General features: G+C 36.2%; 17 protein-coding genes and 1 other annotated feature. Of the genes, 5 read left to right on the top strand and 12 right to left on the bottom strand.

Annotated elements, in window-relative coordinates; translation table 11 throughout:
* Nucleotides 1–25: 25 nt before the first annotated feature.
* Nucleotides 26–1,906 carry a ribosomal protection-like ABC-F family protein gene (abc-f, locus tag HYG86_RS10100; RefSeq protein ID WP_213165453.1) on the bottom strand — a complete coding sequence of 627 codons (1,881 nt, stop codon included), beginning with the start codon at nucleotides 1,904–1,906 and terminating at the stop codon, nucleotides 26–28.
* 588 nt (nucleotides 1,907–2,494) lie between these two features.
* On the opposite strand from abc-f, the gene HYG86_RS10095 reads away from it, so the two are divergent.
* Nucleotides 2,495–3,052 carry a hypothetical protein gene (locus HYG86_RS10095; protein WP_213165452.1) on the top strand — a complete coding sequence of 186 codons (558 nt, stop codon included), beginning with the start codon at nucleotides 2,495–2,497 and terminating at the stop codon, nucleotides 3,050–3,052.
* A 25-nt stretch (nucleotides 3,053–3,077) separates the two neighbouring features.
* Here the strand turns inward: HYG86_RS10095 and HYG86_RS10090 are convergent, their stop codons facing one another.
* From HYG86_RS10090 to HYG86_RS10075, 4 genes are all read right to left on the bottom strand, one after another.
* Entirely contained in the window at nucleotides 3,078–4,268 is a 1,191-nt protein-coding gene (locus tag HYG86_RS10090; RefSeq protein ID WP_213165451.1) for an MFS transporter, read from the bottom strand.
* Nucleotides 4,269–4,498: 230 nt separating this feature from the next.
* The gene (locus HYG86_RS10085) at nucleotides 4,499–5,017 is read right to left on the bottom strand and encodes a pyridoxamine 5'-phosphate oxidase family protein (RefSeq protein ID WP_213165450.1); all 519 of its coding nucleotides are present in this window, start codon (nucleotides 5,015–5,017) and stop codon (nucleotides 4,499–4,501) included.
* A 105-nt stretch (nucleotides 5,018–5,122) separates the two neighbouring features.
* Complete coding sequence (locus HYG86_RS10080) at nucleotides 5,123–7,126, bottom strand: amylo-alpha-1,6-glucosidase (RefSeq protein ID WP_213165449.1); 2,004 nt, start codon at nucleotides 7,124–7,126, stop codon at nucleotides 5,123–5,125.
* 81 nt (nucleotides 7,127–7,207) lie between these two features.
* Nucleotides 7,208–7,504: a hypothetical protein gene (locus HYG86_RS10075; protein WP_246451737.1), complete on the bottom strand. Its 297-nt coding sequence runs from the start codon at nucleotides 7,502–7,504 to the stop codon at nucleotides 7,208–7,210.
* A gap of 139 nt (nucleotides 7,505–7,643) precedes the next feature.
* Between HYG86_RS10075 and HYG86_RS10070 the strand changes: the two genes are divergently transcribed.
* A complete protein-coding gene (locus HYG86_RS10070; protein WP_246451736.1) occupies nucleotides 7,644–8,513 on the top strand; it encodes an aldose 1-epimerase family protein in 870 nt (289 codons plus the stop codon).
* Between the two features lie 36 nt (nucleotides 8,514–8,549).
* On the opposite strand, the gene HYG86_RS10065 is transcribed toward HYG86_RS10070, so the two are convergent.
* From HYG86_RS10065 to HYG86_RS10045, 5 genes are all read right to left on the bottom strand, one after another.
* Complete coding sequence (locus HYG86_RS10065; RefSeq protein WP_213165448.1) at nucleotides 8,550–9,704, bottom strand: DEAD/DEAH box helicase; 1,155 nt, start codon at nucleotides 9,702–9,704, stop codon at nucleotides 8,550–8,552.
* 60 nt (nucleotides 9,705–9,764) lie between these two features.
* Complete coding sequence (locus HYG86_RS10060) at nucleotides 9,765–10,679, bottom strand: NAD(P)-dependent oxidoreductase (protein WP_213165447.1); 915 nt, start codon at nucleotides 10,677–10,679, stop codon at nucleotides 9,765–9,767.
* Nucleotides 10,680–10,794: 115 nt separating this feature from the next.
* Entirely contained in the window at nucleotides 10,795–12,600 is a 1,806-nt protein-coding gene (locus tag HYG86_RS10055) for an ABC transporter ATP-binding protein (protein ID WP_213169210.1), read from the bottom strand.
* Between the two features lie 69 nt (nucleotides 12,601–12,669).
* Nucleotides 12,670–14,394: an ABC transporter ATP-binding protein gene (locus HYG86_RS10050; protein ID WP_213165446.1), complete on the bottom strand. Its 1,725-nt coding sequence runs from the start codon at nucleotides 14,392–14,394 to the stop codon at nucleotides 12,670–12,672.
* A 203-nt stretch (nucleotides 14,395–14,597) separates the two neighbouring features.
* Entirely contained in the window at nucleotides 14,598–15,563 is a 966-nt protein-coding gene (locus HYG86_RS10045) for an MYG1 family protein (protein WP_246451735.1), read from the bottom strand.
* A gap of 191 nt (nucleotides 15,564–15,754) precedes the next feature.
* Nucleotides 15,755–15,999, top strand: a binding site (T-box leader).
* A gap of 82 nt (nucleotides 16,000–16,081) precedes the next feature.
* Here HYG86_RS10045 and HYG86_RS10040 point away from each other — a divergent pair.
* Entirely contained in the window at nucleotides 16,082–17,770 is a 1,689-nt protein-coding gene (locus HYG86_RS10040) for a glutamine--tRNA ligase/YqeY domain fusion protein (protein WP_213165445.1), read from the top strand.
* Nucleotides 17,771–17,863: 93 nt separating this feature from the next.
* Here HYG86_RS10040 and HYG86_RS10035 read toward each other — a convergent pair whose 3' ends face one another.
* Both HYG86_RS10035 and HYG86_RS10030 read right to left on the bottom strand, forming a co-directional pair.
* Complete coding sequence (locus tag HYG86_RS10035; RefSeq protein ID WP_213165444.1) at nucleotides 17,864–18,409, bottom strand: metalloregulator ArsR/SmtB family transcription factor; 546 nt, start codon at nucleotides 18,407–18,409, stop codon at nucleotides 17,864–17,866.
* Between the two features lie 14 nt (nucleotides 18,410–18,423).
* On the bottom strand, nucleotides 18,424–18,831 hold the full coding sequence (locus HYG86_RS10030; RefSeq protein WP_213165443.1) for a hypothetical protein: 408 nt from the start codon (nucleotides 18,829–18,831) through the stop codon (nucleotides 18,424–18,426).
* A gap of 156 nt (nucleotides 18,832–18,987) precedes the next feature.
* Here HYG86_RS10030 and HYG86_RS10025 point away from each other — a divergent pair, with 156 nt between their 5' ends.
* Together HYG86_RS10025 and HYG86_RS10020 are read left to right on the top strand one after the other, a co-directional pair.
* A complete protein-coding gene (locus HYG86_RS10025) occupies nucleotides 18,988–20,004 on the top strand; it encodes an aminopeptidase (protein WP_213165442.1) in 1,017 nt (338 codons plus the stop codon).
* 156 nt (nucleotides 20,005–20,160) lie between these two features.
* Nucleotides 20,161–21,207, top strand: coding sequence for a lactonase family protein (locus HYG86_RS10020; protein ID WP_213165441.1), 1,047 nt, complete (start codon nucleotides 20,161–20,163; stop codon nucleotides 21,205–21,207).
* The last annotated feature ends 15 nt before the right edge of the window (nucleotides 21,208–21,222 follow it).

The following is a 21,222-nucleotide window of genomic DNA, read 5'->3' as shown; positions in this document are numbered from 1 at the left end:
TATCAATTGACCCATGGCTTACCTTCTAAGCCCCTACCCAGGCTTCTAATAACAAATCCAATTTATTTTGTAATTCTTCTTTTTCATTTTGTAGTGTCTGAAGTTGTTCTAGGCTCAGTTCACTTTGCATTTTAACTTCTATTGAGCTTATTATTTGCTCTAGTTCTTCTATCTCAATCTCTATTTTCTCTTGTGGCTTAACTTTATTTGTTTGAATAACTTTAGGCTTGGAAAGTGATTCTTTTTTCTTAGTGCATATTTGATTCTTCTTTTCCCCTATACTAGCTTCATCTTTGCACTTTTCTTTATAGTAGTCATAGTTTCCTTGATACTCAGTTATTTTACCATCATTAAGAAGCATTACTTTTTCTGCCAGACCGTTAACAAAGTACCTATCATGGGAAATAAATAACACTGTTCCTTTAAAATCATCTAACGACTCCTCTAGCATCTCCCTAGATTCAATATCCAAGTGATTTGTAGGTTCATCTAGTATCAATGTATTGACATTGTCATAAATCAGCTGGCAAAGTCTTAATCTGCTTTTTTCTCCACCTGACAAAGACCCTAGCTTCTTAAATACATCCTCTCCATAAAACAAGTATTTAGATAGTATGCTCCTTGCAACTCCTTCGTTGCAAGGATATTTATCTCTGAAATACCCAAGTATGGTTTCGCCTTCATTAGGAAATACAATGTTTTGTTCAAGGTATCCTATTTTCACATTGGAGCCTATCTTTACCTCTCCTGCTTCACAGCTATATTGCCCAGTTATCACTTTGATTAAGGTTGTTTTACCACATCCATTTTTACCTAAAATAGCAACCTTTTCTCCGTAAGATAATTCCATATCCAAAGAGCTCAATATCCCTTCACCATCAAAGGATTTATTTACTCCTTTCATGCTAATTACATCCTTGCCTGATCTGTCTTTAGCATTAAACTGCAGTTGAGCCTTTTTCCGTTCCATTATGGGTTTTTTCAATCTTTCTATTTTATCAAGCCTTTTTTGGATACTGGCAGCCTTCTTGAAAAACTTCTCATTGTCGCCTTGGATCCCCCACTGCCTTAATCTCTTGATGGATTCCTCCATGGATTTTAATTTTTTCTCTTGATTTTTATATGCATTCATAGCTTCTAATAATCTGCGGTTCTTCTCTTCCACAAAGTAAGAATAGTTACCATGGTATATTTCTGCTTCCCCTGCTTCCACCTCAATAATTTTGTTTACAACTCTGTCCAAAAAGTATCTGTCATGGGATATAATCACAACTGTTCCCCTATAGTCCCTTAGATATCCTTCAAGCCATTCTATTGATTCCATATCCAAGTGGTTAGATGGCTCATCTAAAAGTAAAACATTACATGTTTGAAGAAGTATTTTCCCAAGCATTACTGTGGTTTTTTCTCCGCCACTCAAACTATTAAATTGGCGGCCTTTGAACTCTTCTGTAATTTTCAGCCCTGTGCAGACTTTACTTATTCTTTCTTCTATTTCATACCCACCCTTGAAGGTGTACAAGTCATGTAAGTCTGCGTATTGTTTCATTATTCTATCTAGTTCTTTTCCTGTAGTTATGGCCATGCCTTGCTCCAAAGCTCTGATTTCTTTTAATAATTTAAACTCTTCTTGGAAAGCCATTTCTAGAACTTCTGAAACCAGCACCCCATCAGAAAAAACAGGAATTTGATCAAGATATCCTAGCACTGCGCCTTTACTTATAGCTAATGTACCTTGGTCGTGATTTTCATTTCCAGTAATAATTTTAAAAAGTGTAGTTTTACCTGAACCATTAACTCCCACAATACCCACTTTTTCACCACGTATAACTTCTAAACTTATATCCTTTATTATTTCATTACCGCCATAATATTTTTTTATATTTTTCAAAGCTATTTCTATCATTTTTTTATCCTCCTCAATAACCTAAGCTTATTGCCTTACCAAGCTAAGCCAAGCCAAGGATTCATTGCTAAATATATGCACAAAAAAACCTAGGCAAGCCAATCCTACCTAGGTTAATTTAATCAATTAACTTAAACAACGGCATAGATTTACTTTTCCTTAGCTAATATCTGAAATTGGACATACTCCTCCCTTTTTTGAAAACATGTTATCTTTCATACTACGGTTAGGTAATCTGTTCAATGTAGAATTAACTAAAGATTCCAAAGTATCTACACCTCCATTTCTTATAATTATAAAATATTATACCATACTCCTAACTTTCTGGCAATTATTTACTTAAATCTAAATACCATAATAACATTACTTCGTGGGCACATTTTTTTAGATTTCTCTTGTCTAATTCAGTGATATGTACACCCATGTTTATTTGCCCCCATTTCTTTACTTATAAATTCTACCCTAATTAGGCTTTTCCTTTAATGGAAATATTAACTTTTTCTAAAATCTGTTCTTCTTAGGACAAAATAGTGTATAATATTATTACTTTAATTTTAAGAATTTAACGAGGGAGTTGTACCAGTAGCTATGGATAAGTATATGTACTTGGTGTTCTCTAAAACTGACACTTGGCTTTCAAGGGCTATATATTTTTTGGGCAATTTACAGTATCCTCATACATCTATAAGCTTTGATGATAGCTTTAACCAACTGTATTCATTTGGCAGGACTAATCCCAATAATCCTTTGTCTGGGGGGTTTGTAGTTGAGAGTTTCTATGATGGGATGTTTAAAAAATGCTCCAATAGTAGATGTGCGGTCTATAGGATAAAGATAACTGAAGAACAATACAATAATTTGCTAAAGGAAGTAGAGCGTTTTAAGAAAGAGCAAAACAAATTTAGATATAATTTCCTAGGCCTTTTTGGTGTTATTTTACACCGTCCAATCATAAGAAAGCATCATTATTTCTGTTCACAGTTTGTATCTGAGGTTATGATCAATAGTAAGGTATATGATACAACTAAAATACCAGCCCTGATCAGCACCAGCGACCTATACGATATGGAAGACAAAGAGTTAGTTTATGAGGGCTATATCCACGATTATAAAGATTTTTTATACCAAAGGACTGTAAATAACTAAAGCAGGGGTGCTACCCCTGCTTTTCTTATGCTACTTTCTCACTGTTTAGTAATGAGTTGTTAACTCTTCCATAGTAAGTTAGTGTTATAGCTGTTAGCACTAACATAGCCACAGTCATTATTCCATGGATTGCAAATACCCCTGATCTATCCATGATTATCCCTAGAACTGGGTATAGTAAAGCTGCGGATACATTTACCACAAGACTGTACAGTGACATTATAGTGGCTCTTCTGTTTGAAGGTATATGCTTGTTCATGTACTTACTTATGATTGATGGGTACAAGCCTCTGGCTGCTTGTTGTAGCAATATAGCAAAGGCCCCTATCCAAACTTTAGTGATTGTCATCGTGAAGAAAGAGAGTATCATTAATCCTGATAAAAGGGTGAGTGTTCTTCTTTTAGCCTTAGACATTATGGTATGGGCATTTTGTGCCACTATCCCTGCCACTATGTTAAATAATGCAAATAATAGTCCAAAGTATTTGATATTTATGTTTACTCCTTCAAAGTACGGTTGGAAAAAAAAGAAACCTGCCCTATAAAACATGTAAAAAATAGTTCCGTATAGGATTACTGCCTTTACTTTGCTATGATTCATCACATATTTTCCACTTTCTTTAACAAATTTGAAGTAGGAATCCTTATCTTTTTTGTCTTCTATGGGTGGTTCAGAAAACCTAAGGGCTATAATGGCAGCTATTACAGTATTTACTGCAGAAATCACAAAAGGCAAGTATATGTTTATGGTATACAAAAAGCCTGCAGCTATAGAACCTATGGCCTGGCTATAAAATATGAGGGGGTTAGCTTTCCCTTCATATTTTTGGATCTCGTTTTCTCTATTGATTGTTTTTAAACTGTCGTAAAGAAGGGCTGTTTTTGCACCTGATTTTAATGTTATACCTAGTGCTAAGAATATTTCAGCCACGGCAAAGGCCAGAAAACTGTTGGCAAATATCATTATGATTAGTTGTAATGTCCACAAAAGGCTCCCTAATACTAAGCTATACTTTCTACTTATTTTGTCTGCTAAAATTCCTGTTGGTACTTCAAAGATAAATACACTAATTGAACCTATAGAGCTAATTAGCATTATCTCTGAAAAAGATAAGCCTTTTTCCCTTAGGAATACCATAATGATTGGTCCAAGGATTATCAACTCACCAAACATACGATAATAGGAGTAAATATTAATGTTTTTTCTGTAGTTCATAAGAATCCCACCATCCCTTTAATATGTTAAAATATAAAACCCCTACGAAGTCACTAAAGTGACTCCGTAGGGGTTTTCTCTACGTGTAGGATTTTATCCCTGTACCGCTCATGAATTAGGTACACTCACTATTTCAAAAAATAATTATTGTTATCTTATCTAAATCCTATGCTACTGTCAATATATATAACCTAAGCTAGGGTATATTTAATAATTTGTTAATATTTCTATTAGTCAAGGGAGGGTATATAGGTTTGTATATCGTCCATTACCATCTGACCTTGCTCATGGAAAATATCTTCTGTTTTTAGAGTCTGTTTTGTCCTATCACCATCTTTTAGGGCATCTAAATACACAACCTCTTCTGGAACGACCTTTATAACCCTAAGCTGACTCTTTTCCCTTTCCATAAGAAATGGATCTGGTGCGTACCCAATAGCCTCATGGTAAAGGTCAGGTTCTGATAAGCTAGTTGTAGCTTTTCCAAATACTTGAACCCCTTTTATTCTTCTATGGTCTAGGTACTCACTATTTACTAGCAAGCAAACATTTGGGTTTTCCTTAATAGCATTAAACTTTTCTCCCCCTGCAGATAGTATATAAACTTCCATATCATCTCCTATGAAATAACGAACTGGGCTGCAACGGGGCATGCCATTTTTTACAGTTGCCAGTGATCCATCCATATGTTCTTGCAGAAAGTCCATAATATTTTCCCTAAGCTGTACATTGTTTAAGTTATTGTTCAAAAGATATCACTCCTTTTAGTGTGCTATCTTTAGTATTTTGTCTAAATATTTTTTTATGTATCAGTCCAGTATTGATTTTTAGACTTCCTTCCCTTTGTCTAAAACTTATAGGTTTGGTAAAACATCTTCTGTATATGCTCTTAGAATTTCTGACACACTCCAAGCTTGGGAAAAGCAACCTCTACTTACAGAACTGAAGTCACCGTCGAAAATCTCTGCTATGCCATTTATACAGCCATCACGAAGATGGTCTTCAAAAACCTCACACATATCTTTGGCTTTCAATATGGCTTCCTTTGAATAATTGTTAACTTTACAGTAGGCTGATATAAATCCACCTAGGGGGAAGGTCCAAGTTGTTCCCATATGATAAGCTCCATCGCGATTTATAAGTTTGCCTATGTATTTACCTTTATACTGTGGATCGTTGTTTGATAAGGACTTAAGCCCATAGGTTGAGTAAAGATGTTTATGTACCACATCCACAACCTGCTTGGCTTTACTACCTGAAAGCATAGTATAAGGCAAGGATACTGCCCAAATTTGGTTCGGCCTAATACTCCCGTCATTCCCATCAACAACATCGTACAAGCATTGGGTCTCTTCATTCCAAAACTTTTCATTGAATGATTTCTTAACTTTTTCAGAAAGCTCTAGATATTCCTGTGAATTATCATCAAATTTATGAGCCAAATCAGCCATAACCCGTAGGGCATTGTACCAAAGGGCATTTATCTCCACAGGCTTTCCATGCCTAGGTGTCACTACCCAGTCTCCTACCCTTACGTCCATCCACGTAACCTGATCAAAACCATTTCCTGCAAAAATTAAACTGTCTTGGTCCATACCAATGGAAAAATCAGTTCCTCTTTTATAAGCCTCTATGATTTCCTTCAATTTAGGATATATCTTCTCTTTGATAAATTCATAGTCATCAGTTGAACCTGTGTATTTTAAATACTGGTCTACAGAATGGAAATACCACATAGATGCATCTACTGTATTGTACATGGGCTCTGCATCGCCATCTGGAAACAAATTAGGAATAAGCCCGTTTTTTACATAGCGGGAAAAAGACTCTAGTATCTCCCTAGCATCATGAAACCTTTTTGTTGCCAGTGTCAATCCTTGTAAAGCAATCATGGTATCTCTACCCCAATCAGTAAACCAAGGTAAACCTGCAAGTATAGTTTTAAGCCCTGTTGATTGCCTATGTACTATAAAATGATCTGCTGCCTCAACCAAACTGTTTGCAAGATTTTTTTTATATCCAGCTTTATTTATAAGATCTTTCATTCGGTCTTTGTATTCTTGCACTATTTTAAATCCATCTTTCTTGGGGAACTCCTCCGTTGTGCAGATAATATAAAACTTCTTTTTTTCAAAGGGCTCTAACTTAATCTGGATTTCATAAGGAGTAAAATGATTATCAAGACCTGTATATCCTGTCACACTTTCAAACCTATAAAAATGGTCCCCCTCCATGGTGAAGCATGGTTCAGCCATGGTAGTCGGAATCTCTTTTCTGTCAAAATAAATACCTTCAGAGGTCATAAACTTAATTACAACAGCTGGGTTTTTTTCGGGAATTAAAAATAGTTTATCATCCCTTTGTACCACTTGGAAATTCAAATCTCCCTTTTCTGATGCCGCTCCAGAAGCCCTATAATTAAATAGTGGGACTATATTTAGCTGGGCTGCCTCCATGCCATTTTCAACTTCATAACACACAGTTGTTGTGTTGTGACCGTATTCCATGGCAATTGTTTTAGTAACTGATATATCTTCAACTTGATACTTGTATGTAGGTACATGATGGAAGGTAAATCGAGATAGGTATTCCTGCCCATTTTTATTCCAGTTTACATATTCTTGGGAAGTCAAATCATGTTTTTTGCCATTTAGAATAATTTGTTCCTGGGTCCTTGTAAATACATGATATCTAACGGTAGGTGCCTTAACTGCTGCAGTTAGATATCCATGTTGTAGCCTAAAACCCCCACCAATTATTGAATGACAGGCATAACCTCCTAGTCCATTTCCAAGTACCCATTCACGTTCATTTCCTTGTTTTATATCTTTCCAATATCCTCTTCCGAAATTATACATTGTTCCACCCCTTAATTAGTACTGATAGCAAGATTTTATCATAGTTCAAAGACCTAATCCACTATGAGTTTAATCATATATTTACTCTGTTATTACTCCATCCATATATACATCAGTAACAATTGTCACATAGTCATCCATTCCAGTCTTTGCTTCTACCATAATTGATTGAGCCTCTCCAGGCAGTTGTATCTTGTATAATTGTCCATCATCCATGTCCGAACTGGAACTAATCTCTATCTCTACCTCACGGCTACTAGCCACATCATATCTTTCAAGAATTCTAGCTATTCTTCCTTCTAATTCTCCTGTGGGGCACTCTAACTCTTTTATTCTCTGTATGGCAGCCTTTGTCATTGTGTCATTATTATTTTTCATAAATACACTCCTTAAGTAAAATATTATTTATACTTATATTATCTCCCATGCTCATTTTTAAATGCGCTATGGTTTCTTTACTGAATATTATTAAACTGATATATTATTAACTAGGTAGTTTATTTAAGGAGGTTATATCTTGATTACATTAGAAAATGAGAAGGTCGTTGTAAGGGCAAAATCTCAAGGCGCTGAGTTAACAAGCATCCTTTTAAAGGAAGATAATACTGAGTATCTGTGGCAAGGAAATCCGAAGTTTTGGGCTAGACATGCACCCATACTTTTCCCCATTGTGGGTAAACTTGTGGATAACACTTGCTGTATTGATAACAAAACATATAATATGTCTCAACATGGTTTTGCTAGGGATATGGAATTTGAAGTAATTAGCCAGTCAGATACAGAAGTGGTTTTTGTTCTCAATAGTAGTGAAGAAACCCTTAGAAAATATCCCTATTTTTTTGATCTTAGGGTTATTTATAAAGTTATTAACAATGACATTGTTATTACCTACATAGTTAAAAATACAGGTAGTGAAGACATGTACTTTAGCATAGGGGCACACCCCGCCTTTAATTGGCCCTTTGGCCCTGATGGCATTCAAGATGGCTATTATTTAGAGTTTGAACAAGCAGAAACCATAGGCAGTAGGGTTTTGAACGAAGGAGTAATATCCAATAATGTAGCACCTGTATTAAATAACCAAAATATTATCCAATTAGATACATCTCTCTTTAAAGATGATGCTTTAATACTACAGGGTCTTAATTCCAATAAGGTATCTATTAAGACCAATTCCTCAAGGAAATCCGTTACAGTTGATTTTAACGGTTTCCCTTACTTAGGAATATGGAGCAAGCCAGAAGGAGCCCCTTTTGTTTGCATAGAGCCATGGTTTGGCATAGCTGACACCGAAAGCTCCACAGGAAATATTAAAGAAAAAGAGGGGATCCTAAGACTTAACCCAGGGAAAGAGTTCAGTTGTGAATATAAAATTACTGTTAAGTAAATAAAGTAAAAGCGCCCTTTGGCGCTTTTACTTTATCTACTTTCTATTAAAATTTCTATCATCAACTAGTTTGCCAGAGAAAAGCTTCTTTTCACCTAGGCTTATATCCAACTTGCTACAAATTCTTTTTAGTATGTTTTCTTCCTTATTTGTTAATAGTGATACTACTGTTCCCTTTGCTCCCATTCTTCCAGTTCTTCCACTGCGGTGAATATACTGTTTAGAATCATGGGGCAGGTCAAAGTTAACCACGTGTGTCAACCCCTGAATATCTAGCCCCCTGGCAGAAACATCTGTTGCAACCAGTAGGGATAACTTCCCTGAGCGAAAATCCCTTATGGACTCCATCCTCTCTTTTTTAGAGGAATTTCCTGTTATAACACCTAAACTCATGCCTTTAAAAAGTAATTTAGCCTCAATCTCAGATATCTTATGTATATCATTTATAAATATCAAAGCTTTCATTTCCTCAGTTCGAACTACCTTTAGCAATGTGTCAATCTTTTCTCTTTCTTCACAAATGACATAGACATGTTCTGTGGCAGAGTTTTCTTTTATCCTCTTCACTTGGACTATTTTCGGTTCTTTCATTATTTCCCTGGCAATTTCCTCTGTTTTTTCTGATAAGGTTGCAGAAAAGCAAAGGATCTGCCTATCTTTTAGGGTACTCTTAATAATAAGCTTTAATTTATTTACATGCTCTTGGGCGATAAGCACATCAAATTCATCCACAACAATTGTTTTTACCTCATGCATCTTCATTTTCTTCATGTTGATTAATTCTATAATGCGTCCAACTGTACCTACAGCTATTTGCGGTTTATCCTTTAGACTTTCAAGCTGTTTCTTTACATTGGCTCCCCCAATAAAGGAAGCACTTTTTATATCACTTCCCTGTGTCCATTCTCCTATTACTTGATATATCTGCATAGCAAGTTCGTGGGATGGTGCTAATACTAAGGCTTGTATGTTCTTTTGTTTTGGATCTAATTTTTCTAATATAGGTAACAGGTAGGCCAAAGTTTTTCCTGTACCTGTGGGCGACTCTGCTACTACATCCTTGCCGTTTAAAATAAGGGGCACAGCTTGTTTTTGAACATCTGTAGGCTCTTTGAAGCCTGACTTCTCCCAAACTGTATGTAAAAATTCCTTTAGACCTAAGTCCGAGATCCAGTTATTATTATCACTCATATGAACAAATCCTTTCTTGTCTAGATAATTTATATTTTAAAATGGCATGGCACTATTATTTTACCCTCCAAAATATCCATTATCAGTGAAAAACTTTTCTATGTTTTCTACAACCTTCATTGAAAGCCTTACCTTTGCCTGGCTGGTAAAGCCTGAAACCTTGTCTGTATATATAACTCTATCTAGCCCTTTAAGTTCAGTGTAGTACTTACCCATAGCAACCTTATCAAAGATACCATAATTACCCCCATGCTCTATCCATTTTTTAAATATATCCACATTGAAGGTAGGTTCTAAGGTAGTGTTTATTAGTATCTTGTTATTACCAAATACTTTAAACTCCTCTTCCCCAAGTATAACAGTATTTTTGGGCAAGTGGGTTGTCAATATATCTACTTCTTTAAGTAGATCCTTTAGGTTTAGATATTTTACCCCTAGATTTTCAATATCCACTTTCCTGCTGCGATTATAATAAAACACTTCCATCCCAAATAAAAGAGCCCCTTTAGCTAGCATCTTACCCAGTGTGCCCATCCCAATAATTCCTATCTTTTGATTAGTTAGCTCTAAGCTTTCCCGCTTCCATTGGTGTGGTCCGAAGCCATGAAGTAGTCTTACTAACTCACTTAAGACAAACTCCACAACCCCCTCGTCACCATAGTCTCTAACACCCAGTACTGTTATGCCACGTTCTTTAGCAGCCACTATATCCACATTTGCACTCTTTTCGTCTATGAGGCTGCAACACATACCTATGTACTTTAAATTTGGACAGCTATTTATAACCTCTTTATCTATGGGAGTATTCCAGGAAACCAACACACACTGGGCATCTCCAATTCTGTTTATAATTTCAGCATTTGTCTTGGGGTAATCTTCATGGAATATGACCTTTTCCGAAAAGTTGTATAGCCTAGACCTATGTGGTTCCGCTAAACCTGTATTGTCAACAGATACGATTTTATTGAAATTCATTTTATCAATCCTTTATCCAATTGTTAATAACCTTCATCGATATATTATACCCTAAATGGGTTTTTTAGGAAAGTTATAAAGGCCTCCCACGGTTTGGGAAGCCTTTATAACTTTTTCACGTGGCTATATTTTTAAATTGGCTCATATATAGCTTATGATATATCCCTTTTTTGTCAATTAAATAATCATGGTTACCACTTTCAACAATCCTTCCATTATCAATCACCATTATTATATCTGCATCCCTTATGGTACTTAGTCTGTGGGCTATTATAAAGCTAGTACGGTTCTTCATCAGTTCAAGCATAGCAGCTTGGATATGCAGTTCAGTACGTGTATCAACATTACTGGTAGCTTCATCGAGTATCAAAATAGATGGATCTACAAGTATTGCCCTAGCGATTGCCAGGAGTTGACGTTGTCCTTGGCTAAGGTTTGCACCACTTTCAGAGAGCATAGTGTCATACCCCTTAGGCAAACGCCTAATAAAGACATCTGCCCTTGCCAGCACTGCTGCTCTTTTCACTTCTTCATCAGTGGCTTCTAGCCTGCCATATCTTATGTTTTCCTTTATAGTACCTGAAAATAAGTAAGTGTCTTGAAGCACAACACCAAAGGACTCCCTTAGGCTATCCCTCGTATAGTCCCTTATGTCTTTCCCATCTATTAAAATGCTACCTTTGTTTACATCATAAAACCTTGTAAGAAGGTTTACTATGGTAGTCTTTCCCGCACCTGTTGGCCCCACTAGGGCAATACTACTTCCTGGCTTTACTTCAAAACTAATGTCTTTAAGCACTTCTTCACCTGTATTGTAACTAAATGAAACATTATCAAATGTAATATGTCCCTTGGGATTCTTTATTGTTTCTGCCTTGGGCTTATTGGCAGGTTCTTCATCTTCTTCCATAACTTCAAATACCCTCTCTGCACCGGCCATGGCAGATTGCAGGGTATTGAATATTGTGGCCACTTCATTTAACGGTCTTACAAATTGCCTAGAGTAAATTATAAAACTGGCAATAATCCATATTTCAATCATTCCCCTTACAGCTAGAATACCACCCACCGCTGCAACTGCAGTAAATCCTATGTTTTTTATTACATTCATTAAAGGCATCATAAAGCCTGACCAAACCTGGGCTTTTATGCCCACTTCACAAAGCTCATTGTTTATTTCATTAAATTGTTTTATAACTTTTTCTTCTTGATTAAAGGCTTTTACTACAGATATTCCCGAAACCATCTCTTCTATATGGCCGTTAAGTCTTCCTAAATGTTCCTGTTGATGTCTAAAGTAGAGCCTAGTTTTTTTAGCAATACTTTTTGTAACTAGATATACCAGTGGGATTGTTATAACACTGGCCAAAGTAAGTAATGGACTTAAAATAAGCATCATAACGAAGGATCCTGTTATAGTCAGCATGCTAGACATAAGCTGAGTTGTAGACTGAGCTATTGTACCACTAACGTTTTCAATGTCATTTGAAAGGCGACTCATAATCTCCCCATGGGTCCTGACATCAAAAAAGGAGATAGGTAGCTTCTGTAGCTTTTCAAACAACGATTTTCTAAGTTTTAACACCACTTTCTGGGATACTCCAGCCATTACCCATTCTTGAATTACATGAATAAATGCATCCACCACATATGCAGCAATTAGAGGTAACAAAATAAGCCACAGTAATGTCAGTCCTTGACCTTCATCCATTCCATCTAAAATAGATATAGCCTGGCCTATTAGATATGGTACCCACAGTCCTATACCAGTACTGATTAAAATCACTCCCAATAATAGTAGAAGAAGTTTTCTTTGTTCTTCAAAGTAAGTCCAAAGGGTTGTGAGGGTCTTTTTGGTATTTCTTGCTTTAACCACTGGAGCTCCCCTATGCCCCCTCTGGGTCCCTCCACCTAAAACCATAAGATTAGGTGATTGTTGGTTTGAAGGGGTTTGTGACTTGGTTTTTACCTTCTGTCCTTGTTCTGTCACCTAAACCGCCTCCTTTCCAATCTGGGATCTAAATATATCCTGGTATACACTACATTGCTTTATTAGATCCCCATGTTTGCCTATACCAACGACTTTCCCTTCATCTAGTACCACTATTTTGTCTGCGGTTACAACAGATGATATCCTTTGGGCAATAATTATGCATGTTAAAGTAGAAGCATATTTTTTAAGTCCTTCCCTGATTTTACCCTCGGTTGTCACATCTACTGCGCTAGTACTATCATCCATTATAAGAATTTCAGGTTTCTTTATTAGGGCTCTAGCTATAGAAACCCTCTGCTTTTGTCCACCTGAGAGGTTTATACCTCCTTGTCCTAAAAGGGTTTGGTACCCCTTGGGAAATGAAGTAATAAAACTGTGGGCCTCAGCTATTTGAGCTGCTTGCTCAACTTCCAAATCTGTGGCATTTTCCTTACCCCATTTAATATTATCCAAAATAGTACCAGTAAAGAGAAGTGTCTTTTGTGGAACTATGGCTATTTTCTCCCTAAGATTATCTGTTTGTATATCTTTAATGTCTACTCCATTTATCTTTATATTTCCTGAACCTACATCGTAAAACCTTGGTATCAAGTTTACTAGGGTACTTTTTCCAGAACCCGTGGAGCCTATAATTCCCACAGTTTCCCCTGGCAAACAACTAAAAGTTATATTTTCAAGTACAGGTTCGCTGGTATCCCCATAGGAAAAACTTACATCACAGAATTCCACTAGCCCAGTACCCCTACTTGTGTATAAAGCACCTGGTTTATTTTCAATAGTATTTTCATGGGTAAATACCTCTTCTATCCTGTGGGCTGAAGCCTTAGCCCTTACTGAGTTATTAAATACACGGGATATTACCATAAGTGAGTGTAGTATCTGTGTCATATAATTTATAAATGCGATAACCTTACCTACTTCCATATTACCTGCTCTAACTGAATAACCCCCGAACCAAAGTACAGCCACAATTCCCAAATTTACTGTCAATGTTATTGAAGGGGAGAATACGGCCATTACTCCCATGGCCTTTTTTGTCACAGATGCCAAATGATTGTTTGCCCCTTTAAACCTTTTATTTTCGTATTCAGAACGATTAAAAGCCTTGACTACCCTTATGCCTCCTAGATGTTCACGCATTACACCATTTAGTTTGTCCATGGCCTTTTGCACTTTGCGAAAAAAGGGGTAACCAATTTTGAGGTTAAAGATTATCAAAACACCGATAACGGGCACCACAATGGCTAAGACCAAAGACATAGGTGGACTTAAGTATACTGCCATTATAATACTACCAATGCAAAGTATAGGAGCCTTAACAAATATTCTCATCATTCGGTGGACAAAATCCTTCACCTGAGTAATATCATAGGTAAGCCTAGTTATAAGTGAAGCAGTGTCAAAATTATTTAAGCTATGGGAGGACAATGATTGAACCTTCTTAAAAAGGTCTGACCTTAAATCAGCTCCAAACCTTTGGGAAGTATGGCTAGATACAATATTTCTACCTACAGCTCCAATTGCCCCAAAAGCTGTAACTAATAGCATTATACCTCCCATCCTTAGAACATAGTCCATATCACTGTTTGCAACACCCACATCTACCATGTTTGCCATGATTGTTGGTTGCAAGAGATCACCTACTGCCTCTACAACCAAAAAGCTCACTGACAATAAAAAAAGCTTCCAATATTTCTTTACATATTTATTCATAAACCCCATTTAATCACCTTCTATCTTACAATTGTCTGGAAATCCTTCGCATTGAGGAAATTTCAATTACAGAAATGCTTATTTAATTATAGCATTTTTGTAATGTTCTTTGTAACCTTTTTATTTAACCAAAGGATCTTCTGAGTTGAAAAATCAAATACCCCAACATCCGTAAGTTTTTTCTTACAGTGCTGGGGTGTTTTCTTCTAAAACTATCTATTACTAAACCTAACGCTTAACCTAAACCTACTTTTATTTTGTTCCTTTTTAATTTGTTTATCTTTTTCTTTTAGTGCTATTTTAGCTAATTCCATTATCCCTTCAAAGGATTGGGCCACCACAATAAATCTTCCTGTATGGCAAAAAATCGCATCATCCACCCCTGTAATACTAGCTAGTTCTTCATTCTCTTTTCCAGCCCATTCTTCAGGTAGAGGTTTCTTATCTTTTCCTCCGCGTCCTCTGATGGTTTGTAATGCATAACTATCTTTTCGTGGATATACAACAAATAAAACCTCATGGTTTTCATCAATATCCCTTAAGGTTTCATCATAAGGGCACAGTACATCTAACACTAAAATTTCAGGACTTTCCCTGTTTTCATATGCTTTGATAACGATCTCTTTTGCCCGTAGCACAGAAAGTCTTTGCTCTATTGTATTCTTTAGTACTATTGACGCTAACTCTACTGCCTCATTAAAGGCTTCATACTCAGATTTTTCAGAGTCCCACTGGGGATTAAAGTTGCTTATTATCGAAACAATACTTAATAGTCTTATATCACTTTTTTCTGGTCTCAGGCCATTATCTAGGGCATCTATACCTTTTATTAGTACCCTATCAATAAACTGAAATACCTCTTCTACCTCTTCACTATCTAGCTTTGGCTCAATGTAACTTATAACTTCTTTCCCAAATTTAGCCCAAACTAGACCCGATGCGGCGTAAGGAGTTCCATCATCCCTGTAAACCTTTTCAATACCATGATGGTCGAATTCACCTCCACCTACATCATAGACTAAGTCTTGCTTACTAAGTATTTCTTCGTCCCTAGTTCGTATAACCTCTACTTGGTATAGTTCCTTTAAGATAGCAGTGGCCATTACTTCATCTGCATGAAATCGCCCGTCATGGGTACCAAGTGTTCTTTTGCTTTTATGGTTATTAATAAGTACCACCTCTTTTATGATCTTTTATAATTATTATTTTAACCTTTAATGTTGTGTTTAATAAGTTTATCAGCTAAATCTATAAGGGTGTTGGGCTAAGAGTAAATAGTGTTATATATTGACATTTAAAATTACCTTTGATAGTATATATTACATTAAACAACTAATACTAAAGAAATACAAAGCTTTTTATGTAATATCTAACTGCTATGATGAGAAGAGTAGATTAGCAAATTCTTTCACAGAGAGCTCCCTTATGCTGAAAAGGAGTAGGAATGGCTATTCGAAACAAGCCTCTGAGCTTCACAGGGATCCTTTTTAGGTGATGATGTGACAGGTGCTCCTGTTATAGGGCTAGGGTATATAGTTACGTACCCGAAGAGGTCAGTATGGTGACATGCTGATAAATTGGGGTGGTACCGCGAACTTAGCTCTCGTCCCCAAGGCTTGTAAAAGTCTTGGAGGTGAGAGTTTTTATATTTTTATTAGTTATGTGGTTATAAGTCTATAAATTAGGAGGGTATAAAATGAGTAATGAAAACTTAAATCAAGAGAATGCTAGCTATAATTTCATACATCGTGAAGTTCAAAGGGATCTTGAAGAAAAAACATATAGCAGGGACATATGTACAAGGTTTCCACCGGAACCAAATGGCTACCTACATCTTGGCAGTGCTTATGCCATAAATATTAGTTATACTGTGGCCAAGACATATGGTGGTACATTTAATCTTCGTTTTGATGATACTAACCCCCTTAAAGAAAAAGAGGAGTACGCTCAAGCAATAATTGAAGATATGAATTGGGTAGGCTTCAATCCAGATAGGATACTATACGGATCAGACTATTTTGATATTATTTATAACTACGCCATGGAATTAGTTAAAGCAGGTAAAGCCTATGTAGATGAGCTTTCTCCAGAAGAAATAAGACAGTATAGAGGTACTCTCACAGAGCCTGGTAAAAACAGCCCTTACAGGGAACGTAGTATAGAAGAAAACGTTGAGCTATTTGAAAAAATGAAAAACGGTGAATTTCCAAATGGTTCATTAGTACTTAGGGCAAAAATTGATATGTCTTCACCTAATATCAATTTGCGCGATCCCATTCTTTATAGAATTCTCCATGCAGACCACTATAGAACAGGTGGGAAATGGTGTATCTACCCCATGTATGACTTCGCTCATCCCCTTCAAGATGCAATAGAAGGCATTACACATTCATTATGTTCAATAGAGTTTAAAGACCATAGACCCCTTTACGAATGGCCCCTAAAAGAATTAGGCCTTAATGAACCACCTAAGCAACGGGAGTTCGGTCGTTTCAACCTAACTGGTGTTGTAACAAGTAAGCGATACTTAAAGGAATTAGTTTATGGTGAATTTGTAGATGGCTGGGATGACCCAAGGCTTCCTACCCTAAAGGGTTTAAGAAGAAGGGGATTCACTCCTGATAGTATCCACAAGTTCCTAGGTGAACTGGGACTTTCAAAAGACCAGTCTACAGTTGATATATCTATGTTAGAACATTGCCTAAGGGATGATATAAAAGCTAAAGTTAACACCGCAATGGCAGTGCTCAACCCATTGAAGGTTGTTATAACAAACTATGCAGAGGGTGAAACTGAGCTACTAGAAATTGAAAACAACCCTCAAAATCCCGATGCAGGCACTAGAGAAGTTCCTTTTGCTAAGGAAATCTATATAGAAAAAGATGACTTTATGGAACAGCCTGTTAAAGGTTTTAACCGTTTAGCCCCAGATGTGGAAGTTAGGCTTAAAGGTGCATATTTCATTAAGTGCAATGAAGTGATCAAAGATGACAAAGGAGAAATAGTGGAGCTTCGTTGCACATATGATCCAGAAACTAAAAGTGGTTCTGGTTTTACAGGTCGTAAGGTAAAAGGAACTATCCATTGGGTATCAGCAGAGCATGGAATTAAAGCCGATGTGCACTTGTATGATAGGCTTTTATCAGATGAGGATTTACTAAAGGATGAAACAAAAACTTGGGGAGAGAAAATAAACCCAGAATCATTTGTGGTATTAAAGGATTGTGTTATAGAGCCTGCGTTAAAACATGCAGAAAAAGAGAGTAAATACCAATTCATCCGAAACGGCTTTTTCTGTGTAGACTACAAACACACCACCCCTGATAAATTGGTATTCAACAGAATAGTCCCCCTTAAGGACTCTTGGAATAAAAAGCAAAAGTAAGGTAAGTGTAGCCATATGGCATTAATATTAGTTTGAAGTTAAATATTTAAAACAAAAACACTAGGCCCCTAAAAAGGCCCAGTGTTTTTTGTCTTATGTTAATCTATATATCCCGTTTTCCCGCTCTAGTATTTTCTCATCTACCATATCTCTTCTGATAGTGCAAAAATTGTCATTGAAGTCCGCTATAATAATGTTAACCTCACGTTCAGGATATGTTTTGTCTTTTTCAAAGCTTCTGGCTATTTCCTCGAGGACTATCCTTCTCTTTTTTTGCTGGACTGGTAGAGATTTTAGTTTTCCATATTCAAAGAAAGCCTCTAATACCTTTCTTCTGTAATTATCTTCTCTTTCCTTCTGTTCATTGGAGTCAGTGTATTCTAAGCTTACTAATTCAGATAGCTTATGCTGCAGGATATCTGGATTTATATGGTAGGTTACATAGTACTGTTCCTTAGTGGAGTATACCAAACCTGCGTCCTCTAACTTTTTAAGATGAAAGGAAATTGTAGATGGGTTAAGGTCTAAAAGTTCCGAAATGAGTTCAACATACATTGGTCTTTCTATAAGGTAGTTTAGAATCCTAAGCCTAGACTTATCTGCTAGGCACTTAAATATGGCTATTGTGTTCTTACTCATAATTTCACCCTCAATTATTGGAATTTCTCATACTTATGCTGGAATAGATCTCTAATCTCTTCAGCTGTTGATATTTTTAATTCTTCAATTATTAAGTCCTCTATCAATCCATGTTCTTTATCTTTAATGGCCTTTTGTTTCCATGGGGCAGGAATCTTTTCAAGAAATTTTAAAAACTCAACTTCTAATAGCTGATATTTTTCGCGGTCTGTGTTAGCTTGATTTTTTGCACTGTAAATATTTTTATAACTTATATTAAACATTTTTTCAAAGATATCATATACATTAGTTTTTATCTTTTCAAAGTTAGCCTCATCTTGTCGTTCTTCGTCCAAAAGGTCTTTTGCTCTGGCTTTGGATACCATGGTCTTTCCTTGTATTTCCTCCAAAAAAGATTTCTTTAGTCTTTCTTCCCTATTCATTTTAATCACTCCCTCACAAGATTAACTAAATTATATACTTTATATACAGCAGAGTCAATCTATTTCGATAAATATAAAAATGTATTGACACATTTTATATTTATCTATATAATTCATTTAGATAATTATCTAGATAAACCATAAGGAGTTGATTTTATGATTATTAAAGAGCTAATCCCCAATATTGCAAGTGGGTTTGAATTTGAAGTAGGGTCGGTAGTGCTTCTTCAGTTCTGGGGAGAAAATGAGGACTTAGATGTACTGGACAACTTTGCCCTTGAAATTGCAAAGAAGGGTTCCATTCCTATTAAGTGGCAGTATTCTCGAGAGTTTTTAAAAGCATATTTTGAAGAAACCCCCGAAAAATACCTCTCTTTCCCCGATAAGTATTTTAGTATGTTTAAACTCTGCGATGCTGTCATTGATATTTGCATGTATACACCTCCTAAACCACACCCCGATTTCCCAAAGGACAAAATACCTTTTTATAGGGATTACATGATTAATCTGATGAATTCTGTGAGGGATAAAGAAATATTTATCCAGGTCAAACTACCAACAAAATGCAATGCAGAAGCAAGTGGAATTATGGATTTTAATTCTTACGAAGTTGCAGTTATAAAGGCTATGTCAGTGAATTATAACGAGCTAAAAACAAGGACAAGAGAGCTACATAAAACTCTAGAAGGTTCAAAGACAGTGGAAATACAGACCAAAGATAAAGTATTATTTATGTCTGTTGATAACAGAAGCTGGTTTAAAGATGATGGTAATGGTGATTTACCAGCAGGGGAGGTTTACATAGCACCTATAGAAGATAGTGCCTATGGACAAATACATATACCTTTTGCATTTGTTAATGGTGTAGAATATAAAGATTTGGATATGTCATTTGAAAAAGGAAGGTTAGTGGAATGCTCAAGTCATCAACTCCTTGAGATGCTTAGATCAATCCATCCTGATTCCATGGTTTTAGCAGAGCTTGGCATAGGTTTAAATGATAAAGTTACAGAACTTATTGGATATGCTACTTTAGACGAAAAATGTCTTGGCACAGCACACATAGCCTTAGGAATGAATACAATGTTTGGAGGAAAAAACAGTTGTCCAGTTCACTTCGACTTTGTATTTACTCCAAGTAATCTTTTTGTGGATGGGAAAAAAATTATTTAGTATGAGGGTCGGTCTTATTTCTACACTAGTGGATAATCAGGACTGACCCTCCTTTTATACTTGTACAAATAGTTGTATAATATATCATATGGAAAAATTTCTTAAAGGACTGATTTACTACGTCTACGGCATACAATATTTTAGGAGGTGTAATTGATGGAAAGACAATTTGCCTATATCGGAACATACACAAATGGTGAGAGTAAAGGCATATATAGAGTATCATTGGATCCACTCTCTGGTGATATTTTTGACGTATTCCTAGCTGGGGAAATTGAAAACCCCACATATTTAGACTTAAGCTGCAACAACTCTCTCCTTTACTCTGTGGCAAAGGTTGATGGTAAAGGTGGTGTCGCTTCGTTCAGTATAGATAGTGATACTGGCAAGTTACATAAACTAAACCATGTAATTTCAGAGGGTAATCCCCCTTGCCACGTTAGTTTAGATCCACATACTAAGTATTTATTTTCTGCGAACTATCACATGGGTGAAACCAAGGTTTTCCCTGTAAAAGAAGATGGCTCCTTAGCTCATGAATCCGATGTGATAATACATAAGGGTAGTGGACCTCATAAGGTAAGACAGCTTAAACCCCATGCCCATTACGCTGGAATCACCCCTGATGGCAAGTATCTTTGCACTGTTGAATTAGGTAGTGACAGGCTAACCGTATTTAGCCATTATAAGGGCAACTTAAGACTTCAGTGGGAGAACCCTTTAAAGCCGGGGTCAGGCCCTAGGCATCTTACCTTTCATCCAAATGGTAAGTTTGCCTATGTAAATACCGAACTCAGTGGAGAAATAATAGTCTTTGAGTACTTTTGTGATAGTGGAGAGTTTAAAGAAATTCAGTATATCTCCACACTGCCAGATGGATTTAGTTTAGAAAACCTTGGTAGTGCAATCCATATCACTCCAAATGGAAAATATGTATATGCTGCCAATAGAGGTCATGATAGTATCGTAGGGTTTAACATAGACAAACAGTCAGGGAAACTAAGTTTCATATCCCACACATCAACTGAGGGAAAAAACCCAAGGGATTTTGCCATAGACCCCACAGGTAATTTTATAATAGCAGCAAACCAGGATTCAAATAGTATTATTTCACTAAGAATTGATCAAAATACTGGTATGCTTTTAAGAAATAACTCAAAAAAAATTATCCCAAACCCCGTTTGTGTTAAATTTACAAAATAGAAAAGGAGTGATTTA

It is taken from the genome of Alkalicella caledoniensis, from assembly GCF_014467015.1.
In the GTDB taxonomy this organism is placed as follows: Bacteria; Bacillota; Proteinivoracia; order Proteinivoracales; family Proteinivoracaceae; genus Alkalicella; species Alkalicella caledoniensis.
Note: the sequence above shows the minus strand (reverse complement) of the source record. Positions and strands in the feature narration are given on the sequence as shown.